Origin of the sequence: Agrobacterium rubi TR3 = NBRC 13261 (genome assembly GCF_000739935.1) — a bacterium.
GTDB lineage: Bacteria > Pseudomonadota > Alphaproteobacteria > Rhizobiales > Rhizobiaceae > Agrobacterium > Agrobacterium rubi.
Genome location: NZ_BBJU01000012.1, coordinates 233,047 through 247,699, shown reverse-complemented (window position 1 = coordinate 247,699; position 14,653 = coordinate 233,047). Strand labels below are relative to the sequence as shown.

The 14,653-nt window shown below is 57.7% G+C and carries 12 protein-coding genes, 1 tRNA gene and 1 other RNA gene; 9 read left to right on the top strand and 5 right to left on the bottom strand.

Annotated elements, in window-relative coordinates; genetic code table 11:
- Window positions 1–304: 304 nt before the first annotated feature.
- Window positions 305–381, top strand: a tRNA-Met gene (locus tag RRU01S_RS10550).
- Between the two features lie 407 nt (window positions 382–788).
- Here RRU01S_RS10550 and polA read toward each other — a convergent pair.
- Window positions 789–3,767, bottom strand: a complete 2,979-nt coding sequence (gene polA, locus RRU01S_RS10545) for a DNA polymerase I (RefSeq protein ID WP_045230255.1) — start codon at window positions 3,765–3,767, stop codon at window positions 789–791.
- A gap of 87 nt (window positions 3,768–3,854) precedes the next feature.
- Here polA and RRU01S_RS10540 point away from each other — a divergent pair, with 87 nt between their 5' ends.
- From RRU01S_RS10540 to RRU01S_RS10530, 3 genes are all read left to right on the top strand, one after another.
- Complete coding sequence (locus RRU01S_RS10540) at window positions 3,855–4,238, top strand: hypothetical protein (protein WP_045230214.1); 384 nt, start codon at window positions 3,855–3,857, stop codon at window positions 4,236–4,238.
- 315 nt (window positions 4,239–4,553) lie between these two features.
- On the top strand, window positions 4,554–4,997 hold the full coding sequence (locus RRU01S_RS10535; protein ID WP_045230213.1) for a MarR family winged helix-turn-helix transcriptional regulator: 444 nt from the start codon (window positions 4,554–4,556) through the stop codon (window positions 4,995–4,997).
- Between the two features lie 128 nt (window positions 4,998–5,125).
- Window positions 5,126–6,517, top strand: coding sequence for a dipeptidase (locus tag RRU01S_RS10530; RefSeq protein ID WP_045230212.1), 1,392 nt, complete (start codon window positions 5,126–5,128; stop codon window positions 6,515–6,517).
- A 456-nt stretch (window positions 6,518–6,973) separates the two neighbouring features.
- On the opposite strand, the gene RRU01S_RS10525 is transcribed toward RRU01S_RS10530, so the two are convergent.
- Complete coding sequence (locus RRU01S_RS10525) at window positions 6,974–7,183, bottom strand: cold-shock protein (protein WP_045230211.1); 210 nt, start codon at window positions 7,181–7,183, stop codon at window positions 6,974–6,976.
- Between the two features lie 509 nt (window positions 7,184–7,692).
- Between RRU01S_RS10525 and RRU01S_RS10520 the strand changes: the two genes are divergently transcribed.
- Both RRU01S_RS10520 and RRU01S_RS10515 read left to right on the top strand, forming a co-directional pair.
- Complete coding sequence (locus tag RRU01S_RS10520; protein ID WP_045230210.1) at window positions 7,693–8,151, top strand: YbaK/EbsC family protein; 459 nt, start codon at window positions 7,693–7,695, stop codon at window positions 8,149–8,151.
- A 125-nt stretch (window positions 8,152–8,276) separates the two neighbouring features.
- Entirely contained in the window at window positions 8,277–10,610 is a 2,334-nt protein-coding gene (locus RRU01S_RS10515; RefSeq protein WP_045230209.1) for a transglycosylase domain-containing protein, read from the top strand.
- A gap of 66 nt (window positions 10,611–10,676) precedes the next feature.
- Here RRU01S_RS10515 and RRU01S_RS10510 read toward each other — a convergent pair whose 3' ends face one another.
- Window positions 10,677–11,249 carry a c-type cytochrome gene (locus RRU01S_RS10510; protein ID WP_045230208.1) on the bottom strand — a complete coding sequence of 191 codons (573 nt, stop codon included), beginning with the start codon at window positions 11,247–11,249 and terminating at the stop codon, window positions 10,677–10,679.
- A gap of 148 nt (window positions 11,250–11,397) precedes the next feature.
- On the opposite strand from RRU01S_RS10510, the gene RRU01S_RS10505 reads away from it, so the two are divergent.
- Window positions 11,398–12,153, top strand: a complete 756-nt coding sequence (locus RRU01S_RS10505) for a 3-deoxy-manno-octulosonate cytidylyltransferase (protein WP_045230207.1) — start codon at window positions 11,398–11,400, stop codon at window positions 12,151–12,153.
- 13 nt (window positions 12,154–12,166) lie between these two features.
- Complete coding sequence (locus RRU01S_RS10500) at window positions 12,167–13,024, top strand: prephenate dehydratase (protein WP_045230206.1); 858 nt, start codon at window positions 12,167–12,169, stop codon at window positions 13,022–13,024.
- A gap of 15 nt (window positions 13,025–13,039) precedes the next feature.
- Here the strand turns inward: RRU01S_RS10500 and nudC are convergent, their stop codons facing one another.
- Together nudC and RRU01S_RS10490 are read right to left on the bottom strand one after the other, a co-directional pair.
- Window positions 13,040–14,008 (bottom strand): NAD(+) diphosphatase, encoded by a 969-nt coding sequence (gene nudC / locus RRU01S_RS10495; RefSeq protein WP_045230205.1) that lies wholly within the window; start codon window positions 14,006–14,008, stop codon window positions 13,040–13,042.
- Window positions 14,008–14,412, bottom strand: coding sequence for an HIT domain-containing protein (locus tag RRU01S_RS10490; RefSeq protein ID WP_045230254.1), 405 nt, complete (start codon window positions 14,410–14,412; stop codon window positions 14,008–14,010). The genes nudC and RRU01S_RS10490 overlap by 1 nt, the downstream gene beginning before the upstream one ends.
- Before the next feature lie 89 nt (window positions 14,413–14,501).
- Here RRU01S_RS10490 and ffs point away from each other — a divergent pair.
- Window positions 14,502–14,598: signal recognition particle sRNA small type (ffs, locus tag RRU01S_RS25300), an RNA gene on the top strand.
- Window positions 14,599–14,653: the final 55 nt, after the last annotated feature.

Below are 14,653 nucleotides of genomic sequence, written 5' to 3'. Positions count from 1 at the left end.
AACGCAAAAACAAACGGCCAAAAGGCCAGTCAAAGGCCGCTCACAACGCGGCCTTTTGTGTTATAAAGCACAAAGACACAAAAAGCGGCGCATCGAATAAATAAGGTGCGTCCCTTACAGGAGACAAATCCTAAAGGATTTGCTCCGGCAATATGCATCACAGCCATGCTGTGACGCAGTCGCGATAAATCCTAAGGGATTTACGCTGGTAACAACGGTATTTTGCCTTTGGCAAAAACCGGACCGGATACGCAAACACTTCGTGTTTGCTCTGTCGGTTTTTGCGAACGCAAAAACCTGGTAACGCGGGGTGGAGCAGCCCGGTAGCTCGTCAGGCTCATAACCTGAAGGCCGCAGGTTCAAATCCTGCCCCCGCAACCAACGATCCCTGTGATACCGACAGAGCCCCGCCAAGGGGCTTTTGGCATTTCTGGCTACCGGGTTAGATCGGCGCGACCCATGAGCTCTTCCAGAATCGCCCTTTCGTTGAGGACTCGGGGTTTCTCTTGATACATGCGAAGGTGAGGATCACGGCCAGATCACGACTGGGAACGAGTTCGATGCGGCTGACCAGCGTGCAGAGCCTGTAGTCCGCAAAGGCCTGCGTCTTCTCGTTGCCAAGTCGGACGTGAAGAGCACCGATCTCCTCATGAAAATACTTCGCCAGATCGGGATGGAGCGTGGAAGGTGGTTCGTCCGTACCATCGAGCAGGCCAGCCAGCTCTCTCTTGCGGGCTTCAAGCTAACCATCTCCGCAATAAGCCTGTCGGCAGAACCACCTGCCGCTGCTAATGCGCCTCGTCCCAGTTGCTCGCCGCTCTCGCATCAACCTTCAACGGCACCTTCATGTCGATGGCAGGCAGTGCTGCCTTTTCCATGATGTTGACCACGATGGGGAGCACCTTTTCAATTTCTGCTTCCTCGACTTCGAAGATCAATTCGTCATGCACCTGCAGGAGCATGCGAGCAGAGAGGCCTGTTTGTTCCAGCGCAGGTTCGATGCGGATCATGGCGCGGCGTATGACGTCGGCGGCTGAGCCCTGGATGGGGGCGTTGATTGCTGCGCGTTCGTTGAAGGACCGGACGGACGGGTTGGAGGATTTGATCTCCGGATAATGAATGCGCCGTCCGAAGATCGTTTCGACATATCCTTTGTCGCGCGCAAAAGCCTTCGTACTCTCCATGTAATCGCGGATGCCTGGGAAGCGTTCGAAATATTTCTTGATGTAATCGCCGGCTTCTGAGCGACCGATGGCCAACTGGTTGGCCAGACCGAAGGCCGAGATGCCGTAGATGATGCCGAAGTTGATGGCCTTGGCGCGTCTGCGCACGTCGGACGGCATGCCCTCCACTGGAACGCCGAACATTTCCGACGCCGTCATGGCGTGAATGTCGATGTTGTTTTCAAAAGCGTTTCGCAGCTGCGGAATATCGGCCACATGCGCGAGGACGCGAAGCTCGATCTGGCTGTAATCGGCCGACAGCAGCTTGTTTCCCGGCGTCGAGACGAAAGCGGTGCGGATTTTGCGGCCTTCCGCGGTGCGGACCGGGATGTTCTGCAAATTCGGTTCAGACGAAGACAGGCGTCCCGTAGTGGTCGATGCCAGCGAGTAGGATGTGTGGACGCGTTTGGTCTGTGGATGCACATAGCCGGGAAGGGCGTCGGTGTAGGTCGATTTGAGCTTTGTCAGCTGACGCCAGTCCACGATCTTGCGAGGCAGTTCGGCGCCTTCTGCGGCCAGATCCTCCAGAACCTGGGCTGAGGTCGACCACTGACCGGTCTTGGTTTTCGAACCGCCCGGCAAGCCCATTCGGCCGAACAGGATATCGCCGAGCTGCTTGGGTGAGCCGATATTGAACTTTTCCCCGGCCAGCTCGTAAATCTCGTCTTCGAAGGCCGCCGCTTTTTGCGCGAGTTCGCCAGAGAGACGCGACAGGATTTGCCGATCGACGGTGATGCCACGCTCTTCCATACGCGCCAGGACGGGCAGGAGTGGTCGTTCGAGCCGCTCATAGACTGCCGTCATCTTGTCAGCGACGAGGCGGGGTTTCAGGACCATCCACAGACGAAGCGTCACATCTGCATCTTCGGCGGCATAGGTCGTCGCCTTGTCGATATCGACGAAATCAAAGGTGACGCCTGCCTTGCCGGAACCTGCGACCTCCTTGTAGGAAATCGGGGTGTGGCCGAGCCACCGTTCTGATAGCGCGTCCATGCCGTGCAGGCCTTTGCCAGCCTCCAGAACGTAAGACATCAGCATGGTATCATCAAAACTCTGCATGACGATGCCAAGGCGCTTGACCAGCAGATAGTCATATTTCAGGTTCTGCGCTACCTTGAGCACCGCAGGGTCTTTCAGGAGGTCTTTCAAACGAGCGATCGCATCATCGAATGGTATCTGGTCAGGCGCCAGCTTGATGCCGTCGCTGAAGAGATCACCACCCGAGCCGGTCTTATGGCTGAGCGGCACATAGGCCGCACGGATATCGAGGCCGCTTGCATCCGTCGCATTGTTGGCGAGAGCCAGTGAAAAACCGACAAGCTCCGCCTGCATCGGGTCGAGCGAAGTGGTTTCCGTGTCGAAGGCAACAACGCCGGTTTCGCGTGCCAAGGCAATCCATCGATCAAGCTCTTCCACGGTGCGAATGGTCTGATAGGCTGTGATGTCGATCTTGGCTGTGGAGAAGCTCGCTTCACGGGAGGAAGCGAGCGTTGCGGGTACGGTGCCCTCCATCTGTGAGGCGATAGCATCGATGTTTCCGACTGCATTTTCATCCAGCGACGTGACCGCATCCGTTGCTGCATCCAGGTCGGGGCCGTGGGCCTGAGCACCGCGCTCGACGGGAACATGAGCGGCATCGATGGCTGTTGCATCGGCGCCCGTAGTCTCTGCAACGCGCCGCGTCAGCGTGGTGAATTCCATGGCCTTGAGGAAGGCGATCAGCTTGGGGCCGTCCTGTGGCTCGAGCGTCAGCGCATCCAGAGGCAACTCCAGCGGCACATCGGTTCGAAGTGCCACCAGCTGCCGAGACAGGCGCGCAAGCTCCGCATTGGCGACGATATTTTCGCGTCGCTTCTGCTGCTTGATTTCGCCCGCACGTTCCAAGAGCGTGTCGAGATCGCCATATTCTCCGAGCAACTGGGCTGCGGTTTTCGGCCCGATGCCTGGAATGCCGGGAATGTTATCGGTCGAATCGCCGGTCATGGCTTGCAGGTCGATCATCTTTTCAGGCGCGACGCCCCATTTTTCGATGACGTCGGGCACGCCGATCTGCTTGTCCTTCATGGCGTCGTACATGTGCACATTGGCCGAGACAAGCTGCATCAGATCCTTGTCGGATGAGATGATCGTCACATCCGCGCCGATCGCTTCGGCTTGGCGGGCATAGGTGGCGATGATATCGTCTGCTTCGAAACCCTCGGTCTCGATGCAGGGCAGGTTGAAGGCGCGGGTGGCCTGGCGGATCAGGCCGAATTGCGGCACGAGATCTTCCGGCGGCGCGGAACGATTGGCCTTGTAGAGATCGTAGAGCTCGTTGCGGAAGGTTTTCGAGGAGTAGTCGAAAATCACGGCGAAATGCGTGGGTGTCACGCCGACATCGGTGTTGCGCGCGTCCTTCAACAGCTTCCACAGCATATTGCAGAAACCGGAGACGGCATTGACGGGCAATCCATCCGATTTGCGGTTGAGCGCAGGAATGGCATGGAACGCCCGGAAGATGAATCCGGAGCCGTCAACGAGGAAGAGATGATCGCCTTTTTTCATGGGAAGAAGGGATAGCGCGCCAAAGCGCAAAGGTCTATCGTCGCGAGGATTGTCCGACAACATTCTTTGGTACTGTTGCGAGGTCATATGAACAGGAAATCGAATATTTCATTCTGTGTGGCGACCGTTGCCTTGATGTCGATAACAGCCGCCGTATCGGTGCTCAACGGAAATGGCAGTGGCCTTGTTCTCCAGAAAATTCTAGTGGCGCCGATGTTTCTCCTGGCATCAGAGAGCCTTCATATTTATTTTCCGGCGCGTCGCGAGCAGAAATGGAGTTTGGCACGCCAGGCTCAGTTCGAGTTTATGAATGGCGCTTTGCTTGGTACCTTTTTCGTCCTGGCGATATCGAAGGAGGTGGGTAACGCGTGGAATGTCGCGCTCAATTTCGGTATATTTACCTCGGTCTACGCAATCACAAAAATTGTCTGGTTCATATATCGGCGCAAGGGGCATCAACAGACCAATTGAAGCTCACCAGAACGTTACAAATTTGTAATTCTGCGCTCCCTTGAAAAGCCGCATTTGAAGGCTCATTTCTTAGAGGACGGCGACTGATCACGCCGTAGTCTGATTGCTGGCTCGTCCCCCGCCGCTTCAGACCGGACAAAGGCCTATCCCCCTCTCCGGGCCTTTGTCCTTCAATATAACCGCCATGGCTGTCCCTCCCGGTCATGGCGGTTTTTTATTGGCCAATTTCCACTCACACGCCTCGCGAAAGCCAGCAGATTTACATCGCATCATATGTAATTCCGACACGACGTTACCGCGCCCGAGGGAAATGACATGCGTTTTTCGCGAAACGATTCGGCCACTTACCTTGCTGCCCAACTGGCAAAGAGCTTTTCGAAGGCGCTGAACAAACGTGCCGCAGCGCTCGGCTTCTCGCCTGGCCAGTTTCCGGTCTTGCTGGAACTGTGGAACGAGGACGGGCTGACGCAGCGACAATTGCTTGATAGGGTGGATGTCGAGCAGGCGACGCTGGCCAATACGCTGGCGCGGATGGAGCGCGACGGGCTGATCGAACGCAAGCCGCATCCGCGAGACCGCAGGGCGCAGATCATCGAACTGACGGACAAAGGCCGTGAGCTGGAACGTCAGGCCATTGCGGCATCCAGAGATACCGATGATGCGATGCTGGCAGGGCTTTTGAAGTTCGAGCGACACTTGCTGCTGGAATATATGGGCCGCACTATCGAGGCGGCGCGAGCTGTCGACCAGAAAGTCTGAGGAGGATCTCAAGCAGAAACAACCGTGCCTGCACCCTCGTAGTCTCCAGCAAAGAGGCGATTTTCCGGCTCGAAACCGCGCGCTCTTTGCTCTATGGTCCCGTCATCTTTGCATGACAGGATCGCGTAATGACAGACATATCCCCCGTTCTCTCGGCGGTTGACGACAACCTCAACTCCAGCCTCGACAAGCTTTTCGAATTCGTCCGCATCAAGTCCATCTCGACGGACCCGGCCTATAAGGCCGAATGCAGCAAGGCCGCTGATTGGCTGGTTCGCGATCTCAAGAATATCGGCTTTGACGCGTCGGTGCGCGAAACCGCTGGCCATCCCATGGTCGTTGCCCACCATGATGGCGCAACGCCGGATGCGCCGCATGTGCTGTTTTACGGCCACTATGATGTGCAGCCCGTCGATCCCCTTCATTTGTGGGAAAACGAGCCCTTCGATCCGGCGCTGAAGGATATTGGCGAGGGCAGGCAGGTCATCACCGGTCGTGGGACCTCGGATGACAAGGGGCAGTTGATGACCTTTGTCGAGGCCTGCCGCGCTTACAAGCAGGTGCATGGCTCGCTGCCTTTGCGCATCACCATTCTGTTCGAAGGCGAGGAGGAATCCGGTTCGCCATCGCTCAAACCGTTCCTGGATGCCAATGCCGATGAGCTGAAGGCAGATTACGCGCTGGTCTGCGATACCAGCATGTGGGACCGCGAAACACCGGCGATCGCCGCTGCCTTGCGTGGGCTCGTCGGCGAAGAGATCGTGGTGACGGCGGCTGACCGTGATCTTCACTCAGGGCTGTTCGGCGGCGCTGCGGCCAACCCCATTCATATTCTGACGCATATTCTGGCGGGTCTGCATGACGAGACCGGCCGTGTGACCTTGCCTGGATTCTATGAAGGCGTGGAAGAGACACCATCCAACATCAAGGCGTCGTGGGACAATCTTGGCCGCACCGCGGAAAGTTTCCTCGGCGAGGTCGGTCTGTCCGTTCCGGCGGGCGAAAAGGGCCGCTCGGTTCTGGAGCTCACATGGGCGCGCCCAACAGCGGAAGTCAACGGCATCATCGGCGGCTACACCGGCGAAGGTTTCAAGACCGTGATTGCGGCAAAGGCCTCGGCCAAAGTGTCGTTCCGTCTGGTTGGCAACCAAGACCCAGCCGCCATCCGTGAAAGCTTCCGCGCCTATGTGCGCTCGAAAATCCCCGCCGATTGCTCGGTGGAATTCCATGAGCACGGTGGCTCACCGGCCATTCAGCTATCTTACGATTCGCCGGCGCTGACGAAAGCGAAGAATGCGTTGTCGGATGAGTGGGCAAAGCCAGCCGTCGTCATCGGCATGGGTGGATCGATCCCCATCGTCGGTGATTTCCAGAAGATGCTGGGAATGGATTCACTGATGATCGGCTTTGGCCTGACGGACGACCGTATTCATTCGCCCAACGAAAAATACGATCTGCAATCCTTCCACAAGGGTATCCGGTCCTGGGTGCGGATTTTGACAGCTCTTGCCGCGAAATAACAGAAACGCCGCCTGCGACAGGCGGCGTTCTTGAGGGCGACACAGGCCCAAAAAAGCAAAAGGCCGGGGCAAGCCCGACCTTTCCTTACCGTTTCAGCTTCAGTGCCAGTACATCCGTGGTCAAAGCGCGTAAAACGGTATGTGTCTCAGCACGGCGCCAACAAAACTGCTGTCGCTCGCGTCTTCCGAAATATGATTGCCCCACTTTGGTTAACATTTAGTTAACGCTGAAGTAAGCAACCGCGTAGGTTAGATGACCTTATCGGAAGTCGCTGAAACTCTGGTGATCTCTATATTGGTTCGGGATGGGATGATTTCAAGGGTCGTCGCGATTTTTGCTGGAGCATCGCGCAACGTCGTCATCTTAACAGAGACGACCGCCCAAAGAAAAAGGCCGGTTTGACCGGCCTTCAACGTGTCAGTCAGATCGGCCCCAAAGCCGATCTCGGGTCGAACTTAAGCAGCGACGATGCTGTCGGCAGACATCTTGCCAGAACGACGGTCCTGAACCAGTTCATAGGTGATCTTCTGACCATCCTTGAGGCCGTTCAGGCCAGCGCGTTCAACTGCGGAGATGTGAACGAAAACGTCCTGTGCGCCATCATCAGGCTGAATGAAGCCGTAGCCCTTGGTTGCGTTGAACCATTTTACTGTACCAGTCGCCATAACGATGTTCCTTCCGTTGGCATTACTTTTGCGCTGAAATTCAGCGCGGTGTTCTCGAATTTGAAGGGAAGATCGTCGTTTACGTCTATGGGGACGCTGAAGCTCTGGTCGTCAAACAAATATCGATGGCAAAACACCTAAGGTCACGACACCGATAAGTCAAGTTTCTTTGATGACGAAGCCGGGTTGGCGGCCTCGAAGTTTTTCGACCGGATCGTGCAAATTCCTGCAGGGAATAATGGGTATCTCAACTGGAACAGGAATCTAGGAAAGCAAAAACCCGGCGCGGGAGGAGGTGCGCCGGGTTCTTGATACTGACTGACAACTGGGAGGAGGAGTGTTGTCAGTCCAATCGGGCGACGCTGGGAGGAGTGCGTCGCTTCGATGATTTGAAGATACAACATTTTGCAGCGATGAACAGTCAAGACATTGCAGCGCAGCATTGCGTAAAATGCATAACTAGCCTCTGAAACCTTGCGTATGAGACGCGCAACGCCTAAAGATTGCGCATGAGCATCGAATCCGTCAGAGAATTCTTCGCCACGCACGCCCCTGAGATCACCGTTCTGGTGACTGAAGAGAGCTCTGCCACCGTGGCCATGGCTGCGCAAGCACATCAAGTCGACCCCGATCAGATCGCAAAGACGATTTGCCTGAAGGCGGGTGACACGATCCTTCTGGTCGTCACCGCCGGCACAAAGCGGCTCGACAACCGCAAATTCCGCGACCGCTTCGGTGCCAAGCCACGCATGCTGGGTGGCGACGACGTGGTCGAGGTGACGAGCCACCCGATCGGCGGCGTCTGCCCCTTCGGTCTGCCATCGGCTTTTCCGGTCTATTGCGATGTCTCGCTGAAGGCCTATGCGGAAGTCGTGCCTGCGGCGGGCGCCACGAACGCGGCTGTACGGATTGCACCCGACCATATGGCGGCACTCACCTCTGCGGAATGGGTTGACGTCTGTCAGTGACGGCATCGTGAAGGTTCCACGTCCTTAACCCCACCTTAAATCGCCGCATTTAAGCTTCATCCGGATCAAAAGGCGATCAAGGGGCAGCATACGGCACCGCCACATCATGGAGCAATTTCCCGCTAATGGCAGGTAATGGCAAGTCACGCCAACGCGTAGAACCATCTTTCGGGGATTTTCACGAATCCGGCGATGACCTGCGTCTTGATGACAGCGACCGTATTACCGGCAACAAGGGGCGCACCAAGAAGGCCGCAGCGTTCGACGATGCTCCGGAACCAAAGCGCCAACGCTCCAAAACCGCGTCGCAGTCGAAGCGTAAGGCGCGCTCGACGGGCGGCGGCTTCACCAGCTTCATCCGCGCATTCACCTATTGGTGCATCGTTCTCAGCATATGGGGTGGCATCGCCGTCGTCGGTATCGTCGCCTATTATGCCGCCCGCATGCCCAGTGCCAGCACATGGTCCATCCCTGAGCGTCCGCCCAATCTGAAAATCGTGGCCGTCGACGGCTCGGTTCTGGCCAACCGCGGCACCACCGGCGGCGAGGCGCTGGCGCTTGAAGACATGTCGCCTTATCTGCCGCAGGCCGTCATGGCCATCGAAGATCGCCGCTTTTATTCGCATTTCGGTATCGATCCGCTGGGCCTTGCCCGCGCCATCGTCACCAACATCGTCAGTGGTCGCACCGTCCAGGGCGGCTCGACGCTGACGCAGCAGCTGGCGAAAAACCTGTTCCTGTCTCCCGACAGGACGCTGGAGCGCAAGATCCAGGAAGTCCTTCTGTCCTTCTGGCTGGAGCAGAAATACACCAAGGATCAGATCATGGCGATGTATCTGAACCGGGTCTATTTCGGCTCCAATGCCTATGGCGTGGAAGCGGCATCGCGTCGTTATTTCAACAAGTCGGCCCGCGACGTCAATCTGGGCGAGGCCGCATTGCTGGCCGGCTTGCTGAAGGCGCCATCGCGCCTGTCGCCTGCGCGTGACCCGCAGGCCGCCGAAGAGCGTGCGCAGGTGGTCTTGCAGTCCATGCAGGATGTCGGCTTCATCACCGAAGATGAAATCAAGACGGCCATGTCGCAGCCACCGACCAAGGCCAAGCGCTTCTGGTCGGGCGCCGAACATTACGCTGCCGATATGGTGCTTGAAGAAGTGCGCATGCTGGTGGGCGATGTGAAGCAGGATCTGGTGGTCGATACGACCGTCGATCTCGATCTGGAGAAGGAAGCGGAAAAAGCGCTGTCCGGCGTATTGAAGGGCGAAGGCAAGAAGCTCGGCGCATCGCAGGCGGCATTGGCCTCCATCGATGGCACCGGTGCTATCCGCGCCATTGTCGGCGGTGCGGATTATTCGCAAAGCCAGTTCAACCGCGCATCCAAGGCCAAGCGCCAGCCCGGTTCGGCTTTCAAACCCTTCGTTTATATCGCCGCGCTGGAAAATGGGCTGACCCCGAATTCGGTGCGCAACGATGCGCCGGTCAAGATCGGCAAATGGACGCCGGAAAATTACGATCAGAAATATCGCGGTGAGGTCACGCTTGCCACTGCACTTGCCAATTCGCTGAACACCATCGCAGCCCAGCTGGTGATGGAAGTCGGCCCGGACCGCGTTACACAGGTCGCGCACCGCATGGGCATCGAATCGGATTTGCAGGCCAACGCCTCGATTGCGCTGGGCACATCGGAAGTGTCGCTTTTGGAGCTGACCTCGGCTTACGCGCCGATGATGAATGGTGGCTTCAAGGCCACACCGCACATCGTCAAGCGAATCACCGATGCGGATGGCAAGGTTCTCTACGAGAACAAATACGACAATCCGCCGCGTGTGCTGAGCGAAGCCATTGCCGCGACCATGAACAGCATGCTGACCGGCGTTATCAATGAAGGCACCGGCAAAGCCGCCAAGCTGAAGGGCTGGCAGGCGGCGGGCAAGTCCGGCACCACGCAGTCGTTCCGCGACGCCCTGTTCGTTGGTTATACCAGCACGCTCACCACAGGTGTGTGGTTCGGCAATGACGACGGCACATCGATGAAAAAGGTGACCGGCGGCGGTCTGCCCGCCAAGGCGTGGAAGGACTTCATGACGGCAGCCCATTCCGGCCTGACGCCGTCTCCGCTCTTTGGTCTGGGCACCTATGGGGTGCCGGAGACCGGCCAGCCGATGGCAGACGCACCCACAGCCTTGCCAAAATCGCTCAGCGATCTCATCTCCAATGCCTTGGGTGGTAACGAGGCGCCCGTTCCGCCGAACTATCCGGCAGCACCTATCGGTCGTGATCAGACCGCGTCGACCCCGCAATATCCGCCTGTCGATGCGCCATCCCAGCAGTTCCCCCAGCAACGGCAGCAGCAATATGACGGTAGTCCGGTTCCCCCGGCCGATATTGGCGGCGGTTTTGAGCCAAGGCAGCCCGCTCCGAAACAAACGACGCTGTTCGATATCCTGATGGGCAACTGACGCAGGACACCTAAGTCAGCGTTCATCCAGACAGCAAAAAGCCCGGCGGACCGGGCTTTTTTCATTTTAGTTGATCTGTTCAGCCGGTGCGTTCGGGTCCGGCAGCGGTTCTGGAGTGGCCGCGAGGGTGCGCAGATAGGCGATGAGATCGGCGCGCTCGGTTTCCTTCTTGATGCCCGCAAAGCCCATGGCCGTGCCTGGAACGTGTTTCTTTGGCGCTTCGATGAAGTAGCTCAGGTGATCGTAATCCCACTTCACGGTGCTGCCCTTGGAGAAATCCTTCATGCCAGCCGAATAGCTGAAGCCTTCGTGGCTGGCGATGGGACGGTTGACGACGCCATAGAGATTAGGGCCGACTTTATTGGGGCCGCCGCTCTCCCCGGTGTGACAGCTGGTACATTTCTTGAAGACCGTCTCGCCCTTTGCGGCGTCGGCGCTGGCGAGAAGCTTGGCAATCGGCGTGGCAACGGCTGCGGGTTCGCCGCTGGCGCTGTCTGCGCTTGTCTCTGCAACAATGGCGTAACCTTCCTTTTCCGGCGCTGGCGCGTGGAAAATTCCCTCGGATGCGATCGACACCGACATCAGGACGAAGATCGTGCCCAATAGGGCACCCACCGCCATGTTAACACGTGAATTCATTGATTTGCGCTCCCTCACAACCGTTCGCATAAACGGACATCTTGAAATTGCTCAAAAGCTATGGCTTTTGCACAGCCTGCGCAACTTGAATATGTTCCCCGCACCGTGACGTATTGCCACTTTTCAGGCGGGATTTGAAGGGTGTTGGATGAATAATAACGTTTTCGAAAAGGCCGTCGTCCTTATTCCGGCGCGAATGGCCTCCACACGCCTTCCCGGAAAGCCGCTGGCCGATATTGCAGGCCACCCGATGGTGGTTCAGGTTGCGATGCGCGCGCGCGAAGCCGGTGCCGAACGCATCGTCGTTGCCGTCGATCATCCAGAGGTGTTCGAGGTCGTCAAGAATGCCGGTTTCGAAGTCACGATGACGAGCCTCGACCACCAGTCCGGTTCCGACCGCATCTATGAAGCGTTGCAGAAAGCCGATCCTTATGGACGGGCCGAATTCGTCATCAACGTTCAGGGCGATCTTCCGACCATCGAGCCGGAAACGATCCGCGCGTCCCTGCGCCCGATGGACAATGCATCGACCGATATTGCCACGCTCACGGTCGAGATCACCGATGAAGAGGAGAAGGTCAATCCCAGCGTCGTCAAGATCGTCGGTAGCCCGATGTCTGAAACACGGCTGAGAGCGCTGTATTTCACGCGGGCAACCGCGCCATACGGCCAGGGTCCGCTTTACCACCATATAGGTCTCTACACTTACCGCCGCGCCGCGCTGGAAAAATTCGTATCGCTCAAGCCGTCTGCGCTGGAAATGCGCGAAAGTCTCGAGCAGCTTCGCGCGCTGGAGGCGGGCATGCGCATCGATGCGGAAATCGTTCATTCGGTGCCCTTAGGCGTCGACACACAAGCGCAGCTCGACAAGGCGCGCGAAATTTTGGGAAGCACAGGCAAATGATAGCGATCCACCCATGAGCAGCAACTCCATTGCCTTTCAGGGCGACTTTGGCGCCAATTCCGACATGGCCTGCCGCGATGTCTTTCCGCAGCTGGACCCCCTGCCATGCCCGACATTCGAGGACGCCTTCAACGCGCTTGAAAATGGCGGCGCCGATCTGGCGATGATTCCGATCGAAAACACCTTGGCCGGTCGTGTCGCTGATATCCACCACCTATTGCCCGAATCACGCCTGCACATCATCGCCGAATATTTCATGCCGATCCGCTTTCAGCTGATGGTGCTGCCGGGCGTGCAGAAGGACGAGATCAAGACCGTTCACAGCCATATCCATGCGCTGGGTCAATGCCGCAAGATCATCCGCTCCAATGGCTGGAAACCGGTTGTGGCCGGCGATACCGCCGGTGCGGCCAAGCAGGTGTCTGAACTCGGCGACCGCAGCATGGCTGCACTTGCGCCCCGGCTGGCATCCGATCTCTATGGTCTGGACATCCTGGCTGAGAACGTCGAGGATTCGGAAAACAACGTCACCCGCTTCGTCGTCCTGTCTCGCGACGAAGACTGGGTGAAGCGGACCTCACCGGAAGAGGTCATCGTCACCACCTTCGTCTTCAACGTCCGCAACATTCCCGCAGCGCTTTACAAGGCCATGGGCGGCTTTGCCACAAACGGCATCAACATGACGAAGCTGGAAAGCTACCAGCTCGGCGGCAAGTTCGTGGCGACGCAGTTTTATGCGGATATCGAAGGCCATCCCGAAGACGAATCGGTGCGTCACGCGCTGGAGGAACTGCGCTTCTTCTCCGAAAAAGTCCGCATTCTCGGCGTCTACAAGGGCCATGCCATGCGCCGCAAGCTCAATATTTTTTGAGCCTGCGCTGCGGTTTTACTCGGCCTTGTCCCATTCGATCCAGTCGCGCATCAGACGGTGCGCGATGGCGCCGCGGGGTGGCGGTGACTGACCATTGGCAGCGCTCATCTCCAGAAGGGCTGCCACTTCGTCGCGGGTAAACCAGCGGCAATCCTCAAGCTCGGCCTCATCACGGGTAATGTCGGACGACAAAGCTTCCGCGAAACAGCCGATCATCAATGTGTGCGGCATCGGCCATGGCTGCGAGGCGTGGTACCGCACCCGGCCGACATCGATATTGGCTTCCTCGTGCGTTTCACGACGCACGGCATTTTCAATGGTTTCTCCGGGTTCGACAAAGCCCGCAAGGCACGAATACATGCCGGGTGGAAAATGCGCCCCACGACCCAGTAGGCAAAGCTCCCGCTCCAGATCGATGGTCAGCATGATGACGACGGGGTCGGTGCGCGGAAAAATCGTGTGGCTGCAGGCAGCACAGATGCGCTTGTAGCCGCCAATGTGAAGCTCCATCGCGCCACCGCAACGCCCGCAAAACCGGTTGTCGGCATTCCAATGGATGAGGCTGACGGCCTGGGCGACTTCGCCGAGCAGCTCTTCGCCGATCAGCTGATCCCGATATAGGCTGCGGGCATCCACCGGCTTGAAATGGCTGGCAAGGTTGTCTTCGGCGGTTCGAACCGGCACCGCGACGCGCGGCTCGCCATTCTCCTTGTAGCCGAGAAGGATGGCGTTTTCGAAATCGGGATCGAGTTCGGCCAACTCGTAAGCCGAAAACAGCGGGTCGAGAACTTGATCGTCATGCTTGAGCACGAGCTTGGTGCCAGCGAAGGCCAGAAGATGTGTACCTTCCACCTTCAGCGCGTCGGACACACAGCTTTCGCTGCGTTTTTCCGCAAGGCGATCGAGACCGTTCTGCGCGAACGCGGTCAAGGTGCTGGCTTCGGGATGGGGGGAGTTGGTGTCGAAAATGCTGCTTGAATTCATCACAATGCGCCGGCCAGTTTTTTCATGAAATCATGTCTGTCATCATCCGCATAAGGAACCGGCGTACCCTGGCCCCAGATCGGTCCGGGCCAGCATTCATCGCCTTGCCTGCGGGCAATGATATGGACGTGGAGTTGCCGAACGATATTTCCAAGGGCACCGACATTTATTTTTGTCGCGCCCGTCAGTTCTTTCAAAGCCGAAGCCACCTGATTTGTCTCGAAGGTCACGAGCGCTTGGTCGAGCGGGGTCAGCTCGAACAGCTCGCTTTTATCATTGCGTTGAGGCACCAGAACGACCCAGGGCCAGCGCTGGTCGTTTTGAAGGCGCAGTTGGCACAAACCCAGCCGGGTTATCAGCACGCTGTCGCGCGCCAGTCTTTCATCCAGCCGGAATGTTTCCAAGGCATCCTCCCAAATTGTTTTGAAGGTGATAGCAGTTTTTTGACAGCTTGGCTTGCATTTGCTTTTATTATTGCCGATATGTGCCTTCGGGAGGTTGGTGGTGGACGAGCCACTCGCCAACCGGGTCAGGTCCGGAAGGAAGCAGCCCTAACGAGCCAGGCACGGGTCGCCGTGCCAGCCTCCCACCTTTTCTATTCTTGAAGACGTGCTCAGGTTTCGCCGGGCCAGTTCGGCCTGAAAG